Genomic DNA, 21,290 nt, shown 5'->3' on the forward strand with positions numbered 1-21,290 from the left:
TCCTGGCCAAGCCGGGTTCGATCAAGCCGCACACCAAGTTCGACTCCGAAGTCTACGTCCTGTCCAAGGACGAAGGCGGCCGCCACACCCCGTTCTTCAAGGGCTACCGTCCGCAGTTCTACTTCCGTACCACCGACATCACCGGTGCGGTCGAGCTGCCGGAAGGCGTGGAAATGGTCATGCCGGGCGACAACGTGAAGATGGTTGTCACGCTGATCAACCCGGTCGCCATGGACGACGGCCTGCGCTTCGCGATTCGTGAAGGCGGCCGTACCGTCGGCGCCGGCGTGGTTGCCAAGGTCATCGAGTAATCTGTTAGACTCTGCGCCCCGATGTTGCCTGGGTAGGGCATCGGGGTGTTGAAAAAACGGGAAAAGAGGCGCAGGACGCACCTCGTGTTCCCCAGACCAGGAAGGGTCGCGCCATTCAGGCAGTGTCAACAGGTCCCCTGTTGACCGCCGCGTTGTATGCGCGCTATACTTTTTGTCTGGGCAGATCGGGAAACCGGTCTGCCTCGATTTTTGAGGTCTATGGAAAGATCTTGTCGCCGCGCAGGAATGTGCGGCGTCTGCATTCAGGATATTCATGGGACAAGGCAACCCAGAGGCCTTGTCCGTCGCTCTTTTAACGAAGGAACCCACCGCCATGGCGGACCAAAAGATCCGGATTCGGCTGAAGGCGTTCGATCATCGTTTGATCGACCGTTCGGCCAGCGAGATCGTTGAAACGGCAAAGCGGACCGGCGCGCAAGTGCGTGGCCCGATCCCCCTGCCGACCAAGATCGAGCGTTACACCATTCTCGTCTCGCCGCACGTCGACAAGGACGCGCGTGACCAGTACGAGACCCGCACGCACAAGCGCGTGCTCGATATCGTCGATCCGAACGACAAGACCGTGGACGCGCTGATGAAGCTCGAACTGGCTGCCGGCGTCGACGTTCAGATCAAGCTGACCTGAGGACTACGACCATGACGAAGAAATATTCGTTGGGCTTCGTGGGCCGCAAGGCTGGCATGAGCCGCGTGTTCACCGAAGATGGCCAGGCCATCCCGGTGACCCTGATTGAAGCTACCCCGAACCGCATCGCGCAGATCAAGACCGTCGAAGCTGACGGCTACAGCGCCGTGCAGGTGACTGTCGGCGCGCGTCGCGCTGCCCTGGTCAACAAGCCGGAAGCCGGTCACTTCGCCAAGGCGAAGGTCGAAGCCGGTCGTGGCCTGTGGGAATTCCGCGTTGAAGACGCGCAGCTCGGCGATTTCGCCGTTGGCGGCGAAGTCAAGGCGGACATCTTTGAAGTTGGCCAGAAGGTCGACGTCCAGGGTGTCACCAAGGGTAAGGGCTTCCAGGGCACCATCAAGCGCTACAACTTCCGTATGGGCGATGCAACCCACGGTAACTCGCTGTCGCATCGCGCGCCGGGTTCCTTGGGCCAGCGCCAGACCCCGGGTCGCGTTTTCCCGGGTAAGAAGATGTCCGGCCACATGGGTTCGGTGCAGCAGAGCACGCAGAACCTGGAAGTGGTGAAGGTCGATGTCGAACGTGGTCTGATCGCGATCCGTGGTGCCGTGCCTGGCGCAGCGGGTGGTGACGTGATCGTTCGTCCGGCTAGCAAGGCATAAGGAGAGATGACGATGGAACTCGTTATCACGGGTAGCAACAACAAGGTCTCGGTCTCCGATGCCGTGTTCGGTCGCGATTTCAGCGAAGATCTGGTTCACCAGGTCGTCGTTGCTTACCGCAACGCCGGTCGCGCCGGCACCAAGGCACAGAAGACTCGCTCTGAAGTGGCTGGTACCACCAAGAAGTCGAAGAAGCAGAAGGGCGGCGGCGCGCGTCATGGCGCACTGACGGCTCCGATCTTCGTCGGCGGCGGTGTCACCTTCGCGGCCAAGCCGCGCAGCTTCGAGCAGAAGGTCAATCGTAAGCAGTACCGTGCCGCCATGTGCGCGATCCTGTCCGAGCTGAACCGTCAGGGCCGTCTGACCATCGTGGAGTCCTTCGATGTCGAAGCGACCAGCACGAAGGGTCTGATCGCCAAGCTGGCCGGCCTGGAAGTGGGCAAGCGCCCGCTGATCGTCACCGAGGAAGCCACCGAGCACCTGTATCTGTCGGCCCGCAACATTCCCTACGTGGAAGTGCGTGACGTGCAGGGTCTGGATCCGGTGTCGCTGGTCGGTGCCGACACGGTCGTCATCACCGCTGACGCGGTCAAGAAGGTCGAGGAGTGGCTGGCATGAACAGCAACGAAAAAATCTTCAGCGTGCTGCGTGCTCCGCGAGTCTCCGAAAAGACCGCGCGCCTGCAGGAACATTCCAACCAGTATGTCTTCGAAGTCTCGAACGAAGCCACCAAGGCCGATGTAAAGGCCGCGGTTGAGCAGCTGTTCGACGTCAAGGTCGAAGCGGTCAACGTGCTGAACGTGAAGGGCAAGAACAAGTCCTTCCGTAACCGCACCGGCCGCCGCGGCGATTGGCGCAAGGCATACGTGCGTCTCGCCGATGGCCAGTCCATCGATGTAACGGCCAAGGCCTGAGGTACATCCCATGCCATTGATGAAATTCAAGCCCACTTCCCCCGGCCGCCGTTCGGCCGTGCGCGTGGTTACGCCCGATCTGCACAAGGGCGCACCGCACGCTGCGTTGCTGGAGCCGAAGAGCAATTCCGGTGGTCGTAACCACCACGGCCGCATCACCACCCGTCATATCGGTGGTGGCCACAAGCAGCACTACCGTCTCATCGACTTCAAGCGCAACAAGGAAGGCATTCCGGCGCGCGTGGAACGCATCGAATACGATCCGAACCGCACCGCCCATATCGCCCTGCTGTGCTACGTCGACGGCGAGCGCCGCTACATCATCGCACCGAAGGGCCTGAAGGCCGGTGACCAGGTGATCGCGGGTTCGGATGCGCCGATCAAGACCGGTAACACCCTGCCGCTGCGCAACATCCCGGTCGGTACCACTGTCCACGGCATCGAACTGAAGCCGGGCAAGGGTGCGCAGATCGCGCGTGCCGCCGGCGCTGCCGTGCAGCTCGTCGCTCGTGAAGGCCTCTTCGCCACCCTGCGCCTGCGCTCGGGTGAAATGCGCAAGGTGCCGGTCGAGTGCCGCGCGACCATCGGTGAAGTCGGCAACGACGAACACAACCTGGAAAAGCTGGGCAAGGCTGGCGCCAAGCGCTGGCGCGGTGTCCGCCCGACCGTTCGTGGTGCTGCCATGAACCCGGTTGACCATCCGCACGGTGGTGGTGAGGCGAAGGCCGGCCAGGGTAATCCGCATCCGGTCACCCCGTGGGGTGTCCCGACCAAGGGTTACAAGACGCGCCATAACAAGCGCACCCAGCAATTCATCGTCCGCGATCGTAGGGGCTAATCGACCATGGCACGTTCACTCAAGAAGGGCCCGTTCGTCGATCACCACCTCGTCAAGAAGGTGGAGGCCGCTGCGGGTAGCAAGAAGCCGATCAAGACCTGGTCGCGCCGTTCGATGATCCTGCCGGAAATGGTAGGCATCACCATCGCCGTTCATAACGGTAAGAACCACGTTCCGGTGCTCGTCAACGAGAACATGGTCGGCCACAAGCTCGGCGAATTTGCCATCACCCGGACCTTCAAGGGTCACGGTGGTGACAAGAAGTCGGGCAAGTAAGGAGAGATGACAATGGAAGCGAAAGCAATCCTGCGCTCCGCGCGCATCTCTGCGCAGAAAGCCCGCCTGGTCGCTGACCAGGTGCGCGGCCTGCCGGCCGAGCGTGCGGTCAACCTGCTGAAGTTCTCGGACAAGAAGGCTGCCCACCTGATCAAGAAGGTGGTGGAGTCGGCTATTGCAAATGCCGAAAACAACCAGGGCGCCGACGTCGACGAGCTGAAGGTTCAGACCATCATGGTAGATGAAGGTCCGACCCTGAAGCGTTTCATGGCGCGGGCGAAAGGCCGCGGCACCCGCATCCTCAAGCGCACCAGCCACATCACTGTGGTTGTGGGCGCCGGCAAGTAAGCGGAAAGGAAAACACCATGGGTCATAAAGTTCATCCGATTGGTATCCGCCTCGGCATCTCCAAGGACTGGAACTCCAAGTGGTACGCCAACAAGGGCGAGTTCGCTGGTTACCTGGCGGCCGACCTGAAGGTGCGGGAAATGCTGCGCAAGAAGCTCGCGCAGGCCGGCATCAGCAAGATTCTCATCGAACGTCCGGCGAAGACCGCGCGCGTGACGATCCACACCGCCCGTCCGGGCGTGGTGATCGGCAAGCGTGGTGAGGACATCGAAAAGCTGCGTAAGGAAGTGAGCGAAATGATGGGCGTCCCGGCGCACATCAACGTCACCGAAGTGCGCAAGCCCGAGCTGGACGCACAGCTGGTTGCCGAGTCGATCGCGCAGCAGCTGGAGCGTCGCATCATGTTCCGCCGTGCAATGAAGCGCTCGGTCGGCAACGCGATGCGCCTCGGTGCCCTGGGCATCAAGGTCAACGTCGGTGGCCGCTTGAATGGTGCAGAAATTGCCCGTTCGGAGTGGTACCGCGAAGGCCGCGTGCCGCTGCACACGCTGCGTGCCGACATCGACTATGGCTTCGCTGAAGCCAAGACGACCTACGGCATCATTGGCATCAAGGTCTGGATCTACAAGGGCGAGGTTTTCGATTTCTCCCAGGTTGGCCAGGAAAAGCAGGACGACACCCCGTCGCGCAACGATCGTAACGATCGCGGTGACCGCGGTGACCGTCAGCGCCCGGCCCGTGAAGCGAGGTAACGACAATGTTGCAACCCAAGCGAACCAAGTACCGCAAGGTACACAAGGGCCGTAACGATGGCCTGAGCTGGAGCGCCAACGCTGTCAGCTTCGGCGAGTACGGCCTGAAGGCAACCGCCCACGGTCAGCTGACCGCGCGTCAGATCGAAGCGGCGCGCCGCTCGATCAGCCGCTACGTCAAGCGCGGTGGCAAGATGTGGATCCGAGTGTTCCCCGACAAGCCGATCACCAAGAAGCCCATCGAAGTGCGAATGGGTTCTGGTAAGGGCAACGTGGAGTACTGGGTCGCCCAGATCCAGCCCGGCCGCATGATCTATGAAATTGAAGGTGTTGATGAGAGCGTTGCACGCGAGGCGTTCCGCCTGGCAGCTGCCAAGCTCTCCGTGACCACCACCTTCGTTACCCGGACGGTGATGTGATGGATATCAAACAACTTCGCGAAAAGTCGGCTGACGATCTCAAGTCCCACCTGACCGATCTGCGTAAGGAGCAGTTCTCGCTCCGTATGCAGCAGGTCACCGGACAGCTGCCGAAGACTCACGAAACCCGCCGGGTCCGCCGCGAGATTGCTCGCGTCAAGACCCTGCTCGGCAGCAATAAGTAAGGATGGCCGCGATGAGCGAGACTACTGAAAACAACGCGCTGCGCACGGTCGAAGGCCGTGTCGTCAGCAACAAGATGGACAAGACGGTCACCGTGCTGGTGGAGCGCCTGGTCAAGCACAAGCTGTATGGCAAGTACTTGAAGCGTTCGACCAAGCTGCACGCTCACGACGCCGACAACACCTGCAATGAAGGTGATGTCGTGCGCGTGACCGAGATTGCTCCGATGTCCAAGACCAAGAACTGGCGTGTGGTGGAAATCATCACGCGCGCAGCTCAATAAGGAGATCTGACTCATGATCCAGATGCAGAGCTACCTCGAGGTCGCGGACAATTCCGGTGCCAAGGAAGTGATGTGCATCAAGGTGCTGGGCGGCTCCAAGCGTCGCTACGCACACATCGGTGACATCATCAAGGTCACCGTGAAGGATGCGATCCCGCGCGGCAAGGTCAAGAAGGGTGAAGTGTTCGACGCCGTCGTGGTGCGTACCCGCAAGGGTGTGCGTCGCGCCGACGGCTCGCTGATCCGTTTCGACGCCAACGCTGCGGTCCTGCTCAACAACAAGCAAGAGCCGATCGGCACCCGCATCTTCGGACCGGTGACGCGTGAACTTCGTACCGAGAAGTTCATGAAGATCGTCTCGCTCGCTCCCGAAGTGCTGTGAGCGACAGGAGATAATCATGGCTAACCGTATCAAGAAGGGCGACCAGGTCGTCGTCAACACCGGCAAGGACAAGGGCAAGCAGGGCGAAGTCGTCCGCGTCGACGGCGATCGTGTGATCGTCGCCAACGTGAACATCGTCAAGCGCCACACCAAGCCGAACCCGCAGGCAGGCGTTGCCGGCGGCGTGGTCGAGCGTGAAGCGTCGATCCATATCTCCAACGTGAATGTGCTCAACCCGGCTTCGGGCAAGGGCGAGCGCGTTGGCTTCAAGGTGCTGGAGGATGGACGCAAACTGCGTGTGTTCCGCTCCAGCGGTGAGGCGCTTGACGCCTGAGGAATGAGAAGATGAGTTCCCGTCTCGAAAAGTTCTACCAGGAAGAAGTGGTGCCGGCGCTGATGAAGCAGTTCGGCTACACCAATCCGATGCAGGTCCCGCGCCTCGTCAAGGTCACCCTGAACATGGGTGTCGGCGAAGCCGCGACCAACAAGAAGATCCTGGAAAATGCCGTCGCCGACATGTCCAAGATCTCCGGCCAGAAGCCGATCGTGACCAAGTCCCGCGTGTCGGTGGCTTCGTTCAAGATCCGTGATGGCTGGCCGATCGGCTGCAAGACCACGCTGCGTCGCGCCAAGATGTATGAGTTCCTGGACCGCCTGATCAACATCTCGCTGCCGCGCGTGCGCGACTTCCGTGGTGTCTCGGGTCGTTCCTTCGACGGTCGTGGCAACTTCAACATGGGTGTGAAGGAACAGATCATCTTCCCGGAAATCGACTTCGACGCTGTCGACGCGATCCGCGGCATGGATATCGCCATCACCACCACCGCCAAGTCCGATGCGGAAGCGAAGGCGCTGCTTGCAGCGTTCAAGTTCCCGTTCCGTAACTGATACGTCGAGGAATTCGAAATGGCAAAGACCTCCATGGTCAACCGCGATCTGAAGCGTGCCAAGCTGGCCGTCAAGTACGCGACCAAGCGCGAAGAGCTGAAGAAGATCATCTCCAGCACGACCGCTTCGTACGACGAAAAGGCTGACGCCGTGGTCAAGTTGCAGAAGCTGCCGCGCGATTCGTCGCCGAGCCGCCACCGCAACCGCTGCGAACTGTCGGGCCGTCCGCGTGGCGTCTACAGCAAGTTCGGCCTCGGCCGCAACAAGCTGCGTGAAGCCACCATGCGCGGTGACGTGCCGGGCCTGCGCAAGGCCAGCTGGTAAGGGATTCGTCCCTGCTGTATGGGGTGAGCCTGTTCAGGTTCACCCCGACTTGAAGAGTCCGACCCTGGTCGGGCTCTTTTTGTCGTATACTCCCGCGTCTCACTCCCGCTCAAGGGGGTGGGGTAGGGCGGTAAACGAACGACGGGCCCCAGGCCCACTTTTAAAAACGAAGCAAGATTTTCGCGAAAGCGGATATCGGTGCACTCAAAGGTATCGACTATGAGCATGACTGATCCCATCGCCGACCTGCTGGTACGCATCAAGAATGCGGCCGCGGTTGGCAAGCAGACGGTGAAGGCGCCGTCCTCCAAGATCAAGGTTGCAATCGCAGAAGTGTTGAAGGCCGAAGGCTACATCACCGACCTGCGCGTGACCAAGATCGAAAACAACAAGGCCGAACTTGAAATCGTCCTGAAGTATTTCGAAGGCAAGCCGGTCATCGAGACCCTGAAGCGCTTCTCGCGTTCGGGTCTGCGCCAGTACCGTGGCAAGTCTGAGCTGCCGAAGGTCCTGAACGGCCTGGGCATCTCCATCATCTCCACCTCCAAGGGCATCATGACTGATGCGCAGGCGCGCCAGTTGGGCGTCGGCGGCGAAGTCCTGTGCTTCGTGGCCTAAGGCGAGAAGGAAACTACTATGTCCCGCGTAGCCAAGAAGCCGGTCAACCTGCCCAAGGGCGTTGAACTGAACATCCAGCCGGAATCCGTCAGCGTGAAGGGCCCGAAGGGCACCCTGAGCCTGCCGAAGGTTGCTGGCGTTGAAATCTCCGTCAATGACGGCGTTGCCACCCTGGCCGCCAGCAATGACGACCTGCTGGCCCTCACCGGCACCGTCCGCGCGATCCTGGCCAACATGGTCAAGGGCGTCACCGATGGCTTCGAGCGCAAGCTTGAGCTGGTCGGCGTCGGTTACCGTGCCGCCATGCAGGGCAAGGACCTGAGCCTGTCGCTCGGTTTCTCGCACCCGGTGGTGTACGTCGCTCCGGAAGGCATCACGCTGTCGACCCCGACCCAGACCGAAATTCTGGTCCAGGGCACCGACAAGCAGCTGGTGGGCGAAGTTGCCGCCAAGATCCGCGCTTACCGCAAGCCGGAGCCCTACAAGGGCAAGGGTGTGAAGTACGCCGGCGAAGTCATCATTCGTAAGGAAGCCAAGAAGGCGTAAGGGCGAGTCCCCTTTTCGGGGAGAAATCCTGTCTTCAGCTTTCAAGGAAAAAGATCATGAACAAGAACATTGCTCGCCTGCGTCGCGCCAAGTCCACCCGCGCACACATCCGTGTCCTCGGCGTGCCGCGCCTGTCGGTGCTGCGCACCGGTCAGCACCTGTACGCCCAGGTCTTCACCGCCGACGGCTCCAAGGTGCTGGCTGCTGCCAACACCACCCAGGCCGACGTCAAGGAAGGCCTGAAGAATGGCAAGAACAGCGACGCCGCCGCCAAGGTCGGCAAGCTGGTTGCCGAGCGCGCCAAGGCTGCGGGCATCGAGAAGGTCGCTTTCGACCGCTCGGGCTACCGCTACCACGGCCGCATCAAGGCACTGGCCGATGCAGCCCGCGAAGGCGGCCTGCAGTTCTAAGGGATAAGGAAGCGGGGCTGGTCCCCGCTTCCGCCTGCCTGCCGGCACGGGCTGTGCCGGGCGACGTCCTTCTTCTGCAGGGGCGCTCGATCCACCGCACCACTTCACAGCTATAAGCGGCCCTGAGCCGTACATACTCAATCAATCAAGGAATCAACATGGCAGAAGAACGTCAGCAGCGGGGTCGCGATCGCGACCGTAACCGCGAAGAGAAAGTCGACGACGGCATGATCGAGAAGCTGGTCGCGGTCAACCGCGTCAGCAAGACCGTCAAGGGCGGTCGCCAGTTCACCTTCACCGCACTGACCGTGGTCGGTGACGGCGCAGGCAAGGTCGGTTTCGGCTATGGCAAGGCGCGTGAAGTGCCGGTCGCCATCCAGAAGTCGATGGAGCAGGCTCGCAAGAACCTGGCCGACGTCGATCTGAACAACGGCACCCTGTGGCACCCGGTCAAGTCGGGCCACGGCGCTGCACGCGTGTTCATGATGCCGGCCTCGGAAGGTACCGGCGTGATCGCCGGCGGTGCCATGCGCGCCGTCCTGGAAGCCGTTGGCGTCAAGAACGTGCTGGCCAAGGCCGTCGGTTCGCGCAACCCGATCAACCTGGTTCGCGCCACGCTGAAGGGTCTGTCCGAAATGCAGTCGCCGGCCCGCATCGCGGCCAAGCGCGGCAAGAAGGTAGAGGATCTCAACCATGGCTAATGACACCACCAAGACCATCAAGGTCACCCTGGTTGGCGGCCTGCGTGGCACCCAGTCGCGTCACCGCCTGTCGGTGAAGGCGCTTGGCCTCGGCAAGCTCAATAGCGTTCGTGAACTGAAGGACAGCCCGCAGGTTCGCGGTCTGATCAACAAGGTCCACTACCTCGTCAAGGTTGAGGAATAATCCAATGACCATGCATCTCAATGAACTGAGCCCGGCACCGGGCGCGCGCAAAGAGCGCACCCGCGTGGGCCGTGGTATCGGCTCGGGCCTGGGCAAGACCTGCGGCCGCGGCCACAAGGGTTCGTTCGCCCGTAAGGGTGGCGGCAAGATCAAGGCAGGCTTCGAAGGCGGCCAGACCCCCATGCAGCGTCGTCTGCCGAAGGTCGGTTTCCGTTCCAAGATCGCCAAGGACACCGCCGAAGTGCTGTCCTACCAGCTGGACAAGCTGGAAGCTGGTGAGATCGATTTCGCCGCGCTGCGTGCTGCGAACCTGGTCCCGACCTCGGCCAAGCAGGCCAAGATCGTCATGAAGGGCGGCCTGACCAAGGCCTTCACCCTGAAGGGCGTCGCAGCAACGGCCGGTGCCAAGGCCGCGATCGAAGCTGCCGGCGGCAGCGTACAGGAGTAAGACATGGCGCAAGCTGGCATTGGTAACCTGGGCGGCGGGCTCGGCAAGTTCACGGAACTTCGCCAGCGTCTGCTGTTCGTCGTCGGGGCCTTGATCGTCTACCGCATTGGCTGTTATGTGCCGGTGCCGGGCGTCAATCCTGATGCCATGCTTGCGCTCATGCAGGCGCAGGGCGGCGGTATCGTGGACATGTTCAACATGTTCTCGGGCGGCGCCCTGCACCGTTTCAGCATTTTCGCGCTGAACGTGATGCCGTACATCTCGGCGTCCATCGTGATGCAGCTGGCGGTCCACATCTTCCCGGCGCTCAAGGCGCTGCAGAAGGAAGGTGAATCCGGCCGTCGCAAGATCACCCAATATTCCCGCATCGGCGCCGTGTTGCTGGCGGTGGTGCAGGGCGGCAGCATCGCGCTGGCGCTGCAGAACCAGCTGTCGCCGAGTGGCGCGCCGGTCGTCTACGCGCCGGGCATGGGCTTCGTGCTCACCGCCGTGGTCGCGCTGACCGCAGGCACCATCTTCCTGATGTGGGTCGGCGAGCAGGTCACCGAGCGTGGCATCGGCAACGGTGTGTCGCTGATCATCTTCGCCGGCATCGTGGCCGGTCTCCCGGGTGCGGTCATCCACACCTTCGAGGCTTACCAGGACGGCAACCTGCAGTTCATCCAGCTGCTGCTGATCGTGCTGGTGGTGCTGGCCTTCACCTTCTTCGTGGTGTTCGTCGAACGCGGCCAGCGCCGTATCACGGTGAACTACGCACGTCGCCAGGGTGGCCGCAACGCGTACATGAACCAGACCTCGTTCCTGCCGCTGAAGCTGAACATGGCGGGTGTGATCCCGGCCATCTTCGCCTCCAGCATCCTGGCATTCCCGACCACCCTGGCCATGTGGTCCGGCCAGGCCAGCTCGGCGACCTGGCTGCAGAAGGTGGCCAACGCCCTGGGTCCGGGCGAGCCGCTGCACATGATCGTGTTCGCTGCGCTGATCACCGGTTTCGCGTTCTTCTATACCGCGCTGGTGTTCAATTCGCAGGAAACCGCCGACAACCTGAAGAAGTCGGGCGCGCTGATTCCGGGCATCCGTCCGGGCAAGGCCACCGCCGACTACATCGACGGCGTGCTGACCCGCCTGACCGCGGCCGGCTCGGCCTACCTGGTGATCGTCTGCCTGCTGCCGGAAATCATGCGCACGCAGCTGAACGCCTCGTTCTACTTCGGCGGCACCTCGCTGCTGATCGTGGTGGTGGTGGTGATGGACTTCATTGCGCAGATCCAGGCGCACCTGATGTCGCACCAGTACGAGAGCCTGTTGAAGAAGGCCAACCTGAAGGGCGGCAACCGCGGCGGTTTTGCCCGCGGCTGATTGGCCTGTTACACTATCGTCTTCCTGACGTGATGGTCCTCCGCTTCGCGGACCTGGCCACACAAACGAAGGGCGGCCCCCGCAGCGGTTCCGGGTGGGGGTGAGATCGGGTCGTCCCGCGCGGGAGTAGCGCGGGCGGCGCCGGAAGCGGGTCCGAAAGGATCACTTCCGGGGTCAACCTGATCCGGCGCCGGAGCCTGGGCACACTCCCTGGGCCGAGTTCATGAAACCTTTCAGGTTTCACGGGCTTCCATGTAAACCGGAACCTTGTTAGTATCGCTAGTTCACTTTTTTGATCCATCCTGCCGGATCGGCGCGCCTTGGGTGCGCTGTCGGCCATCACTCAGCTGGAGAACCGCGTCATGGCGCGTATTGCAGGCGTCAACCTGCCAGCCCAGAAGCACGTCTGGGTCGGGTTGCAAAGCATTTACGGCATCGGCCGTACCCGTTCGAAGAAGGTCTGCGACGCTGCAGGCGTGACCTCGACCACCAAGATCCGCGATCTGTCGGAGCCGGAAATCGAGCGTCTTCGCTCGGAAGTGGCCAAGTACATCGTGGAAGGCGATCTGCGCCGTGAAATCGGTATCGCGATCAAGCGCCTGATGGACCTGGGCTGCTATCGCGGTCTGCGTCACCGTCGCGGCCTCCCGCTGCGCGGTCAGCGCACCCGTACCAACGCCCGCACCCGCAAGGGCCCGCGCAAGGCGATCAGGAAGTAAGGGACCTAAGAAATGGCTAAGCCCGTCGCTAAGACCAAGAAGAAGATCAAGCGCGTCGTCACTGACGGCGTCGCCCACGTCCACGCTTCTTTCAACAACACCATCGTGACCATCACCGACCGCCAGGGCAATGCTCTGTCGTGGGCGACGTCCGGTGGCGCTGGCTTCCGCGGTTCGCGTAAGTCCACCCCGTTCGCTGCCCAGGTGGCTGCCGAGAAAGCCGGCCGTGCCGCGCTGGATTACGGCGTCAAGTCCCTGGAAGTCCGCATCAAGGGCCCGGGTCCGGGTCGTGAGTCGGCCGTGCGCTCGCTGAACAACGTGGGCTACAAGATCACCAACATCATCGACGTGACGCCAATCCCGCACAACGGGTGCCGTCCGCCGAAGAAGCGTCGCGTCTAAAGGAGCGATAAGAAATGGCTCGTTATATCGGTCCTACCTGTAAGCTCGCCCGCCGCGAAGGCGCCGACCTTTCCCTCAAGAGCCCGGCCCGTGCGCTGGACTCCAAGTGCAAGCTGGAGCAGAAGCCCGGCCAGCACGGCGCCACTGCCCGTAAGGGCAAGCTGTCCGACTACGCTACCCAGCTGCGTGAAAAGCAGAAGGTCAAGCGTATCTACGGTCTGCTGGAGCGTCAGTTCCGCAACTACTACAAGAAGGCCTCGACCAAGAAGGGCAACACCGGCGAGAACCTGCTGCAGCTGCTGGAAACCCGTCTGGACAACGTCGTCTATCGCATGGGCTTCGCTGTGACCCGTCCGGCTGCTCGTCAGCTGGTCTCGCACCGCGGCGTCACTGTGAACGGCAAGTCGGTCAACCTGGCTTCGTACCAGGTCAAGGCTGGCGACGCTGTTGCACTGTCCGAAAAGGCTGCCAAGCAGATGCGCGTTCAGGAAGCCCTGACCGTGTCCAGCACGCATGACCTGCGCCCGTCGTGGATCGAAGTGGATGCGGCCAAGTTCGCCGGCATCTTCAAGGCTGTTCCGGATCGTGCGGACCTGCCTGCGGATATCAACGAAGCGCTGATCGTCGAGTTGTATTCGAAGTAATTCACATCGGAGAATCCCCGGCGACGGCCGGGGATTCACTAGGAGAACCCGCAACATGACGGTTACCGCCAATCAGGTTCTGCGTCCTCGCGGTCCGCAGATCGAACGCATTACCGACACCCGCGCCAAGGTCGTCATCGAACCGTTGGAGCGTGGTTACGGGCATACGCTGGGCAATGCCCTGCGTCGCGTGTTGCTGTCGTCCATCCCGGGCTTCGCCATCACGGAAGTCGAGATCGACGGCGTGCTGCACGAGTACACCACCCTTGAAGGCCTGCAGGAGGACGTTCTCGAAGTCCTGCTCAACCTGAAAGACGTGGCGATCCGTATGCATACCGGTGACAGCGCTACGCTGTCGCTGTCCAAGCAGGGTCCGGGTGTCGTGACCGCTGCGGACATCAAGGTCGACCACAACGTCGATATCCTCAACAACGATCATGTCATCTGCCACCTGACCAAGGAAACGGCAGTCAACATGCGTCTGAAGATCGAGCGTGGCTTCGGCTACCAGCCGGCCGCCGCGCGTCGTCGTCCGGACGAAGAGACCCGTGCCATCGGTCGTCTGGTCCTGGACGCGTCGTTCTCGCCGGTCCGTCGCGTCGCCTATTCGGTGGAAGCGGCCCGCGTCGAACAGCGTACCGATCTGGACAAGCTGGTGCTGGACATCGAAACCAACGGCACGATCGATGCCGAGGAAGCCGTGCGCACCGCCGCCGACATCCTCAGCGATCAGCTGTCGGTCTTCGGTGACTTCACCCACCGCGACCGCGGTGCAGCCAAGCCGGCCAACAACGGCGTGGATCCGGTGCTGCTGCGCCCGATCGACGATCTGGAGTTGACCGTTCGTTCGGCCAACTGCCTGAAGGCCGAAAGCATCTACTACATCGGCGATCTGATCCAGAAGACCGAAGTGGAACTGCTCAAGACCCCGAACCTCGGCAAGAAGTCGCTGACCGAGATCAAGGAAGTCCTCGCACAGCGCGGCCTTTCGCTCGGCATGAAGCTGGAGAACTGGCCGCCGGCCGGTGTCGCCCAGCACGGCATGCTCGGCTGATCCAGCGCAGCAAGAGTTTCACCCCGCACCTTCGGGTGCGGGGGCTTTACCCGCAGTACCTCGCACCGACAGGCCCATAGCCTGCGGTGACGGTCGGCCAGGAGGGCCGGCACCGGACCAACCGCAGTCCAAGCAGCAACGCCAGGAAGGCGACAGCGATACCCAACCGATCCAACATTCTTTTAAGGATTACATCCCATGCGTCACATGAAGTCTGGCCGTAAGTTCAACCGTACCAGCGCGCACCGCGAAGCAATGTTCAAGAACATGGCTGCCTCGCTGTTCAAGCACGAGCTGATCAAGACCACGCTGCCGAAGGCCAAGGAACTGCGCCGCGTCGCCGAGCCGCTGATCACGCTGGCCAAGGTCGACTCCGTCGCCAACCGCCGTCTGGCTTTCGCCCGTCTGCGTGACAACGAAGCCGTCGGCAACCTGTTCACCACCCTGGGCCCGCGCTACGCGACCCGTCCGGGCGGTTACCTGCGTCTGCTGAAGTGCGGTTTCCGCGCTGGCGACAACGCTCCGATGGCCTACGTCGAACTCGTCGACCGTCCGGCCGCCGTGGCTGAAGCCGTCGAAGAATAATCGACGAGCAACACCAAAGATTCCCAAAAAACCCGGCCCAGCGCCGGGTTTTTTGTTGCCTGCGTTCTGCTCGCCGCCTGCCGTTTTTTGCCTGTCGCTGTCGCTGTTGCTGTTGCTGTTGCTGTTGCTTGCCGCTTGCCGCTTGCCGCTTGCCGCCTGTTGCCTGTTGCCTGTTGCTCCGTAGCGCCGGGCTCTGCCCGGCTGCTGTTGGTTGTGCGCCAACAGCTGCACGCTTGTGTGCTATCGGTCCGGCCGCGGCCGGTGTGGGTTTGCGGGGGACGCCGCAAGTACGTCCGTGTAGGCTCAGTCGCGGCTTGCGCGTGTGCGCTGTCCTGCGCACACGGCAAGACCGGGGTTGGGCTCCTGCCCAACCCGTCGGGCGTATACGCCCGACCCATGCCGCTCATGCCCCCGCAAACCCACCCCGGCCGCGACCCCGAAACTTGGTCGGTGCTTGGATGGCCTCATGGCCGGGCATGGGAGGCCGCGACCTGCCGGTACGCCGGGCAATGCCCGGCCTCTCTTCGGCGACGACGTCAACGGCAGCCGGGCAAAGCCCGGCTCTACGGCTGGCGAAGATGAGCCGGGCATGCCCGGCTTCCCACAGGTTGCGACCTCTCACGACGAGCCGGTGGGCCCTATGAGCACCGACCCATTGTCGGGGACGCGGCGGGGGCGGGTTTGAGGGGGCATGAGCGGCATGGATGCCGCGACTGAGCCTACAGGGACGTACTTGCGGCGTCCCCCGCAAACCCGCACCCGGCGCGGCCGGGCAGTGAACAGCACGGCTGCGCGGCTGTCCGCTTAAAACCAACAGCGCCCTAGGTGAATGCAATCACGGCGACCCCGAAGAACCGCACCGGCGCGGCCGGGCAGTGAATAAAACGGCTGCGCGGATGTTCGCCCAAGAGCCGAAACACTCCGTATGGCCAACTACGCCGACATACGGCAGATGGTCGCAGCCTGTATGGCGTGAGGGCCTGTTAATCTTGGCGCCTGACCAACATGAGTGTGCTGGCGATGAATCCATTGCGCTGGAATTACCGCGCCCAGTTTCTGCTGGGGTTCCTGATCTGTGCGGCGTTGATCGGCTATGCGATCTGGCTGCAGTTGAAGATGGGGCTGGAGCCTTGCCCGTTGTGCATCTTCCAGCGGATTGCGTTCGCCGCGCTGGGGCTGCTGTTCCTGATTGGTGCGCTGCATGGGCCGCGCGACCGGCCGGGGCGGATGACCTACGGCGTGCTCGCGTTCATTGCGGCGGCGGTGGGTGCCGGCATTGCCGCGCGCCATGTGTATGTGCAGCTGCTGCCGCAGGACCTGGGGTCGAGTTGTGGGCCGCCGCTGTCATTCCTGAGCGAGACCATGGGGCCGTTCGAGGTGTTCCGCACCGTCCTGACCGGTACCGGCAACTGCGGCAACATCGACTGGACCTTCCTCGGTATGAGCATTCCGATGTGGAGCGTGGTCTGGTTCGCGCTGCTTGGCATTTGGGCGCTGGTGGTGTCGTTCCGTCGACCTGCCCGTCGCCACTGATTTTTCACCCCTGCTGATTGACTGGATATTCCGATGACTGCTTCCGACCGTGCCCCTACCTTCGCTGCCGTGCCGACCGACTGGTCGCCGGAGAGTTGGCGCGGCCGGCCCGCGCTGCAGATGCCGACCTATCCGGATCCGGTGGCGCTGGATGCGTCGTTGCATGAGCTCAAGCGGCTGCCGCCGCTGGTGACCTCGTGGGAGATCCTGTCGCTCAAGCAGCAGCTGGCCGACGCGCAGGAAGGCAAGCGCTTCCTGCTGCAGGGCGGTGACTGCGCCGAGAACTTCAGCGACTGCGAGTCCACCACCATCTCCAACCGGCTCAAGGTGCTGCTGCAGATGAGCCTGGTGCTGGTGCACGGCATGCGCAAGCCGGTCATCCGCGTGGGGCGCTTTGCCGGGCAGTATGCCAAGCCACGCTCGGCCGATACCGAGACCCGCGATGGCGTGACCCTGCCGAGCTATCGCGGCGACGTGATCAATGCGCCGGAGTTCACCGAGGCCGCGCGCCTGCCCGATCCGCGCCGGATGCTGCAGGCCCACGCGCACTCGGCCATGACCATGAACTTCGTGCGCGCCCTGATCGATGGCGGCTTCGCCGATCTGCATCACCCCGAATACTGGAACCTGGAGTGGGTGCGGCATTCGCCGCTGGCCACCGACTACCAGAAGATGGTGTCGTCCATTGGCGACGCCGTGCGCTTCATGGAGACGCTGTCGGGTGCGCAGGTGTACAACCTCAACCGCATCGACTTCTACACCTCGCACGAAGCACTGCTGCTGCCGTACGAACAGGCGCTTACCCGCCAGGTGCCGCGCCAGCAGGGCTGGTTGAACCTCAGTACCCATTACCCGTGGATCGGCATGCGCACCGCCGCGCTCGATGGCGCCCACGTCGAGTACCTGCGTGGCGTGCGTAATCCGATTGCCATCAAGGTGGGGCCGTCGGTGCAGCCGGACCAGCTGCTGCGCCTGATCGACGTGCTGAACCCTGATGACGAACCGGGTCGCCTGAGCTTCATCCATCGCATGGGGGCGGCGCAGATTGCCGACAAGCTGCCGCCGCTGCTGGAAGCGGTCAAGCGCGATGGCCGCCGCGTGCTGTGGGTGTGCGATGCCATGCATGGCAATACCGAAAGCACCAGCAATGGGTACAAGACCCGCCGCTTCGACAACGTGCGCAGCGAGGTGGAACTGTCGTTCGACCTGCATGCCGCTGCCGGTACCCGACTGGGTGGCGTGCACCTGGAGCTGACCGGTGAGGACGTGACCGAATGCACCGGCGGCGCGCGCGAGTTGACCGAGCGCGATCTCGAGCGTGCGTACCGGTCCTCGGTGGATCCGCGCCTGAACTACGAGCAGTCGCTGGAGATTGCCATGGCGATTGTGCGCAAGCAGGGCGGCTGACCGCCCGCGCGGGCTTCGCGGTGTCTGGTGAAGAGCAACCACGCATGGCGTGGCTCTACGTCACGATCATCCCCGTTCTGGCACGGTAACGCTTCCGTTTATTCGTACGGGAGCGTGCATGCACGTGGAGTGGCAGGAAGCGGCCGCGTATCTGTGGCCGATCGGGATTGCGCTGGCCATCGGCATCACCGGCTGGTGGTTGCTGATGGCGTTGACCCGCCGGCTCAAGGGCCGTGACTACCGTCGCGCGCGCATTACGCGGGTGATCAGCCGGCCATTGGCCTTCGCGCTGCCGATGCTGGTGCTCATCCCTGCGCTTGAAGCGACCCCGCTCGACGGGCGCTGGCTGGACCAGTCGCTGCGGCTGCTGCACATCGGTGTCACCGCCTGCTTCATCTGGCTGCTGGTACGCGCGGTGGCCGCCGGCGAGCAGGCGATCCTGCGCGACAACCCGATGGAAGTGGCCGACAACCTGGCCGCGCGCCGTATCCAGACCCAGACCCGCGTGCTCAGCCGCGTATTGATGGGCGCGATCATCCTGGTCGGCGCCGCGATGGTGCTGCTGACCTTTCCCATGGTGCGGCAGATCGGCACCGCGTTGCTGGCGTCGGCCGGCATCATCGGGCTGGTGGCCGGCATCGCGGCCAAGCCGGTGTTCGGCAACCTGATCGCCGGCCTGCAGATCGCGCTGACCCAGCCGATCCGGCTCGACGATGTGGTCATTGTCGAAGGCGAGTGGGGGCGGGTGGAGGAGATCGGCAGCAGCTACGTCGTGGTGCGCATCTGGGACGAGCGGCGCATGGTGGTGCCGCTGACCTGGTTCATCGAAAACCCGTTCCAGAACTGGACCCGGCGCAGCGCCGACCTGCTCGGCACCGCCTTCCTGTGGCTGGACTACCGCGCGCCGATCGCGGCGATCCGCGCCGAGCTGGAGCGCATCTGCAAGGGCGAAGCGCTGTGGGATGGGCGCGTCTGCGTGACCCAGGTGACCGAAACCACCGATCACACCCTGCAGGTGCGCCTGCTGGTCAGCGCCCGCAATTCGGGCGATGCCTTCGACCTGCGCTGCATCGTGCGCGAACGCATGCTCGACTTCCTCGCCCGCGAACATCCCCAGGCGCTGCCACGTACCCGTGCCGAGATCCTGGAGCGCCCCGATCCGCCCGCGCGCGCACCGCGCTCGCAACCGTCCGACGACGCGCGCTCGCCGGGTGCCGAGGATGGGCCACCTGCTGTGGTGGCGGTGGATGACGTGGTGGACGGGTCTCGGCGGTAGGTGCCGACCGTTGGTCGGTACGTCGCCTCAGGGCAGCAACGCTTCTGTGCCGAACCGGGGCGGGCGTCGCGCCCGGGTGCGCTGCTCGTAGTCGTAGGCCAGCTCGATCAGCTTCGGCTCGCTCCAGGCGGTGCCCATGAACAGCAGGCCCAGCGGCAGGCCGTTCACGTGCGCCATCGGCACGCTCAGGCTGGGATAGCCGGCCACGGCGGCCGCGCCATAGCTGCCACCCGGAAAGGCATCTCCCTGGCCGGCGCGGAGCGGCCAAGCGGTACCCGTGGTGGGCGCCACCAGCGCGTCCAGGCGTTCGGCCTTGAGCACCGCGTCGATGCCCTCTGGGCCGGCCAGGCGCCGCGCCAGCGTGCGTGCAGCGATGTAGTCGGGGCTGCCCAGGCTGCCGGCTTGCGCGGCCGCCTCCATGCGATCCTGGCCGAACAGCACCAGTTCCTTGTCCGCATGGTCGCGGTTGAAGGCAATGATCGATTCCACGTCGCGCACCGGCGCCTTGTGGGTGGTCAGGTAGCGCTGCAGACCGGCCTTGAATTCATGCAGCAGCACGGTCTGCTCGGCGTCCTCCCACTGGTCCTGGGTGGGCAGCGTCACCGGCACCACCACCGCGCCGGCGTCGCGCAGCACGCCGATGGCATGGTCGAGGGCAGGCGCCACGCCGGGCTGCTGGTCGAGCGGCCCGTGCAGCACGCCGATGCGGGCCCCGCGCAGGCCGTTCGGGTTGAGCCGCGCGGTGTAGTCGTAGACGGCGCGGCCGGGCATGGTGGCCGTGGCCGGGTCGGCGGCATCGCGGCCGGCCATGGCGGTCAGCAGCGCCGCCGCATCGGCCACGCTGCGCGCCATCGGGCCGGCGGTGTCCTGGCTGAAGGAGATCGGGATGATGCCCTCGCGGCTGACCAGCCCGACCGTCGGCTTGAGCCCGACCACGCCGTTCATGGCCGCCGGGCAGACGATGCTGCCGTCGGTCTCGGTACCTACGGCGGCGGCGGCCAGGTTGGCGGCCACGGCCACCGCGCTGCCGCTGCTGGAGCCGCAGGGCGAGTGGCTGAGCCGGTACGGGTTGCGGGTCTGCCCGCCGCGCGCGCTCCAGCCGGATACCGATTGGCTGGAGCGGAAGTTCGCCCATTCGCTGAGGTTGGTCTTGCCCAGGATCACGGCCCCGGCTGCGCGCAGGCGGGTGACCAGGAAGGCGTCGTCCGGGCGGAACCTGGCCAGTGCCAGCGAGCCGCCACTGGTGCTCATCGGGCGCGCGCCGATGTTGTCCTTGAGCAGCAGCGGGATGCCGTGCAACGGCCCGCGCAGCTGGCCTCGGCGGCGCTCGGCGTCCAGCGCGGCGGCGTCCTTCAGGGCGTCCGGATTGAGTTCGATCACCGCGTTCAGGCGCGGCCCGGCGCGGTCCAGGTGGGCGATCCGTTCCAGATAGGCGCGGGTCAGGGTGACGCTGTCCAGCTCGCCCGCGGCCATCTGCGCCTGCAGGGCGCTGATATCCGTTTCGGCATAGACGAAGGGGGTGTCGCGCGGGTCGGCCGGCGCGGCGGCATGTGCCTGGCTCAACAGCGGCACAGGCGATTGCGCGCAGCCCGCGAGCGCGATGGCGATCACCATCGATGTCAGTGGCACGCGCATGAATGTGTTCCCGAAACCGGTGCTCAGGCTAACCAGCGCCATGCACCCTTGGCAACTCAGGCGGTTGGATCGACGGGGCGGGTGCGCTTGCGGATGTCACGGGCGAGCACGCCAACCACGATGAGATTGATCACCAGCACCGACCACGAGGCCCAGCCGGGGTGGCGGATGATGGCGTAGATGTCGAACGGCAGGTAGATGCCGGCGGTGACGCAGCCCAGCCAGGAAGCCCAGGCCTTGGCGCGCCAGAGGCCCCAGGCCTCGAAAAGATGCAGGATGCCGTAAGCGACCATCGCCGCAGCGGCGAGGTGGACGGCATCGGGGCTGATCATGTTGAGCAGCGAGGGCAGCGTGCCGTGATCCGGGTCCAGACTGAAACGCCGGATCAGGGCATTGACCGCATCGCGCAGTGGCTGCGGCCCGAGCATTTCCAGCCCGGTGGCAGCCAACAGCGCCAGGACCGCCTTGCTGGCTTCCAGCAAGGCGATCAGGTGGAGCCCCGGATGCTTGTGAGGATCCGGGTTGTAGGGCTTGTCGGTCACG

The 21,290-nt window shown here is 63.8% G+C and carries 32 protein-coding genes and 1 pseudogene; 31 read left to right on the forward strand and 2 right to left on the reverse strand.

Translation table 11 applies throughout. The features are described from left to right. From tuf to ACOZHM_RS17970, 31 genes and pseudogenes are all read left to right on the forward strand, one after another. Positions 1-311: pseudogene (gene tuf / locus ACOZHM_RS17820) on the forward strand (elongation factor Tu); the annotation flags it as partial. Between the two features lie 334 nt (positions 312-645). Then, a complete protein-coding gene (gene rpsJ, locus ACOZHM_RS17825; protein ID WP_010341589.1) occupies positions 646-957 on the forward strand; it encodes a 30S ribosomal protein S10 in 312 nt (103 codons plus the stop codon). A gap of 11 nt (positions 958-968) precedes the next feature. Next, on the forward strand, positions 969-1,619 hold the full coding sequence (gene rplC / locus ACOZHM_RS17830) for a 50S ribosomal protein L3 (RefSeq protein WP_332809131.1): 651 nt from the start codon (positions 969-971) through the stop codon (positions 1,617-1,619). A 12-nt stretch (positions 1,620-1,631) separates the two neighbouring features. Further along, complete coding sequence (gene rplD, locus ACOZHM_RS17835; RefSeq protein WP_421570658.1) at positions 1,632-2,237, forward strand: 50S ribosomal protein L4; 606 nt, start codon at positions 1,632-1,634, stop codon at positions 2,235-2,237. Next, on the forward strand, positions 2,234-2,533 hold the full coding sequence (rplW, locus tag ACOZHM_RS17840) for a 50S ribosomal protein L23 (protein ID WP_313348127.1): 300 nt from the start codon (positions 2,234-2,236) through the stop codon (positions 2,531-2,533). The genes rplD and rplW overlap by 4 nt, the downstream gene beginning before the upstream one ends. 10 nt (positions 2,534-2,543) lie before the next feature. Beyond that, a complete protein-coding gene (gene rplB / locus ACOZHM_RS17845; RefSeq protein ID WP_421570659.1) occupies positions 2,544-3,371 on the forward strand; it encodes a 50S ribosomal protein L2 in 828 nt (275 codons plus the stop codon). Between the two features lie 6 nt (positions 3,372-3,377). Then, the gene (gene rpsS, locus ACOZHM_RS17850; protein ID WP_017355409.1) at positions 3,378-3,647 is read left to right on the forward strand and encodes a 30S ribosomal protein S19; all 270 of its coding nucleotides are present in this window, start codon (positions 3,378-3,380) and stop codon (positions 3,645-3,647) included. Positions 3,648-3,659: 12 nt separating this feature from the next. After that, positions 3,660-3,995, forward strand: coding sequence for a 50S ribosomal protein L22 (gene rplV / locus ACOZHM_RS17855; RefSeq protein WP_017355410.1), 336 nt, complete (start codon positions 3,660-3,662; stop codon positions 3,993-3,995). 17 nt (positions 3,996-4,012) lie between these two features. Further along, the gene (rpsC, locus tag ACOZHM_RS17860; protein ID WP_339446096.1) at positions 4,013-4,747 is read left to right on the forward strand and encodes a 30S ribosomal protein S3; all 735 of its coding nucleotides are present in this window, start codon (positions 4,013-4,015) and stop codon (positions 4,745-4,747) included. Positions 4,748-4,752: 5 nt separating this feature from the next. Beyond that, on the forward strand, positions 4,753-5,166 hold the full coding sequence (gene rplP, locus ACOZHM_RS17865) for a 50S ribosomal protein L16 (protein ID WP_017355412.1): 414 nt from the start codon (positions 4,753-4,755) through the stop codon (positions 5,164-5,166). Beyond that, on the forward strand, positions 5,166-5,351 hold the full coding sequence (rpmC, locus tag ACOZHM_RS17870) for a 50S ribosomal protein L29 (RefSeq protein ID WP_214900310.1): 186 nt from the start codon (positions 5,166-5,168) through the stop codon (positions 5,349-5,351). Before rplP ends, rpmC begins: the two co-directional genes overlap by 1 nt. Before the next feature lie 11 nt (positions 5,352-5,362). Further along, positions 5,363-5,632, forward strand: coding sequence for a 30S ribosomal protein S17 (rpsQ, locus tag ACOZHM_RS17875; RefSeq protein ID WP_421570660.1), 270 nt, complete (start codon positions 5,363-5,365; stop codon positions 5,630-5,632). 13 nt (positions 5,633-5,645) lie between these two features. Continuing rightward, positions 5,646-6,014, forward strand: a complete 369-nt coding sequence (rplN, locus tag ACOZHM_RS17880; protein WP_038690286.1) for a 50S ribosomal protein L14 — start codon at positions 5,646-5,648, stop codon at positions 6,012-6,014. A gap of 16 nt (positions 6,015-6,030) precedes the next feature. Then, positions 6,031-6,348 (forward strand): 50S ribosomal protein L24, encoded by a 318-nt coding sequence (gene rplX / locus ACOZHM_RS17885; RefSeq protein WP_017355416.1) that lies wholly within the window; start codon positions 6,031-6,033, stop codon positions 6,346-6,348. Between the two features lie 11 nt (positions 6,349-6,359). Further along, complete coding sequence (gene rplE / locus ACOZHM_RS17890; RefSeq protein WP_421570661.1) at positions 6,360-6,902, forward strand: 50S ribosomal protein L5; 543 nt, start codon at positions 6,360-6,362, stop codon at positions 6,900-6,902. A gap of 18 nt (positions 6,903-6,920) precedes the next feature. Continuing rightward, entirely contained in the window at positions 6,921-7,226 is a 306-nt protein-coding gene (gene rpsN / locus ACOZHM_RS17895; protein ID WP_421570662.1) for a 30S ribosomal protein S14, read from the forward strand. 219 nt (positions 7,227-7,445) lie between these two features. Next, the gene (gene rpsH, locus ACOZHM_RS17900) at positions 7,446-7,844 is read left to right on the forward strand and encodes a 30S ribosomal protein S8 (protein WP_019186156.1); all 399 of its coding nucleotides are present in this window, start codon (positions 7,446-7,448) and stop codon (positions 7,842-7,844) included. Between the two features lie 18 nt (positions 7,845-7,862). Further along, a complete protein-coding gene (gene rplF / locus ACOZHM_RS17905) occupies positions 7,863-8,390 on the forward strand; it encodes a 50S ribosomal protein L6 (RefSeq protein WP_421570663.1) in 528 nt (175 codons plus the stop codon). A gap of 56 nt (positions 8,391-8,446) precedes the next feature. Next, a complete protein-coding gene (gene rplR / locus ACOZHM_RS17910) occupies positions 8,447-8,800 on the forward strand; it encodes a 50S ribosomal protein L18 (protein ID WP_019186158.1) in 354 nt (117 codons plus the stop codon). A 158-nt stretch (positions 8,801-8,958) separates the two neighbouring features. Continuing rightward, positions 8,959-9,501 (forward strand): 30S ribosomal protein S5, encoded by a 543-nt coding sequence (gene rpsE, locus ACOZHM_RS17915; protein WP_038690276.1) that lies wholly within the window; start codon positions 8,959-8,961, stop codon positions 9,499-9,501. Further along, positions 9,494-9,685 carry a 50S ribosomal protein L30 gene (gene rpmD / locus ACOZHM_RS17920; RefSeq protein ID WP_421570664.1) on the forward strand — a complete coding sequence of 64 codons (192 nt, stop codon included), beginning with the start codon at positions 9,494-9,496 and terminating at the stop codon, positions 9,683-9,685. The genes rpsE and rpmD overlap by 8 nt, the downstream gene beginning before the upstream one ends. Before the next feature lie 4 nt (positions 9,686-9,689). Then, positions 9,690-10,133, forward strand: a complete 444-nt coding sequence (rplO, locus tag ACOZHM_RS17925) for a 50S ribosomal protein L15 (protein ID WP_313348113.1) — start codon at positions 9,690-9,692, stop codon at positions 10,131-10,133. 3 nt (positions 10,134-10,136) lie between these two features. Then, complete coding sequence (gene secY, locus ACOZHM_RS17930; RefSeq protein WP_421570665.1) at positions 10,137-11,492, forward strand: preprotein translocase subunit SecY; 1,356 nt, start codon at positions 10,137-10,139, stop codon at positions 11,490-11,492. Positions 11,493-11,854: 362 nt separating this feature from the next. After that, positions 11,855-12,211 (forward strand): 30S ribosomal protein S13, encoded by a 357-nt coding sequence (gene rpsM / locus ACOZHM_RS17935; RefSeq protein WP_017355426.1) that lies wholly within the window; start codon positions 11,855-11,857, stop codon positions 12,209-12,211. A gap of 12 nt (positions 12,212-12,223) precedes the next feature. Further along, positions 12,224-12,613: a 30S ribosomal protein S11 gene (rpsK, locus tag ACOZHM_RS17940; protein ID WP_017355427.1), complete on the forward strand. Its 390-nt coding sequence runs from the start codon at positions 12,224-12,226 to the stop codon at positions 12,611-12,613. Positions 12,614-12,627: 14 nt separating this feature from the next. Beyond that, the gene (rpsD, locus tag ACOZHM_RS17945) at positions 12,628-13,257 is read left to right on the forward strand and encodes a 30S ribosomal protein S4 (RefSeq protein ID WP_421570666.1); all 630 of its coding nucleotides are present in this window, start codon (positions 12,628-12,630) and stop codon (positions 13,255-13,257) included. 55 nt (positions 13,258-13,312) lie between these two features. Next, positions 13,313-14,311, forward strand: coding sequence for a DNA-directed RNA polymerase subunit alpha (locus ACOZHM_RS17950; protein ID WP_421570667.1), 999 nt, complete (start codon positions 13,313-13,315; stop codon positions 14,309-14,311). Positions 14,312-14,509: 198 nt separating this feature from the next. Beyond that, positions 14,510-14,896 (forward strand): 50S ribosomal protein L17, encoded by a 387-nt coding sequence (gene rplQ, locus ACOZHM_RS17955; protein WP_123728453.1) that lies wholly within the window; start codon positions 14,510-14,512, stop codon positions 14,894-14,896. Between the two features lie 1,020 nt (positions 14,897-15,916). Further along, entirely contained in the window at positions 15,917-16,429 is a 513-nt protein-coding gene (locus tag ACOZHM_RS17960; protein WP_421570668.1) for a disulfide bond formation protein B, read from the forward strand. Between the two features lie 33 nt (positions 16,430-16,462). Further along, positions 16,463-17,836, forward strand: a complete 1,374-nt coding sequence (locus tag ACOZHM_RS17965; protein ID WP_421570669.1) for a class II 3-deoxy-7-phosphoheptulonate synthase — start codon at positions 16,463-16,465, stop codon at positions 17,834-17,836. Between the two features lie 118 nt (positions 17,837-17,954). Continuing rightward, complete coding sequence (locus ACOZHM_RS17970; RefSeq protein WP_421570670.1) at positions 17,955-19,112, forward strand: mechanosensitive ion channel family protein; 1,158 nt, start codon at positions 17,955-17,957, stop codon at positions 19,110-19,112. A gap of 27 nt (positions 19,113-19,139) precedes the next feature. Here the strand turns inward: ACOZHM_RS17970 and ACOZHM_RS17975 are convergent, their stop codons facing one another. Beyond that, a complete protein-coding gene (locus tag ACOZHM_RS17975) occupies positions 19,140-20,726 on the reverse strand; it encodes an amidase (protein ID WP_421570732.1) in 1,587 nt (528 codons plus the stop codon). A gap of 77 nt (positions 20,727-20,803) precedes the next feature. Continuing rightward, entirely contained in the window at positions 20,804-21,289 is a 486-nt protein-coding gene (locus ACOZHM_RS17980; protein ID WP_421570671.1) for a DUF2127 domain-containing protein, read from the reverse strand. Position 21,290 lies beyond the last annotated feature (1 nt).

It is taken from the genome of Stenotrophomonas sp. PD6 (assembly GCF_049199305.1).
Classification (GTDB): domain Bacteria; phylum Pseudomonadota; class Gammaproteobacteria; order Xanthomonadales; family Xanthomonadaceae; genus Stenotrophomonas.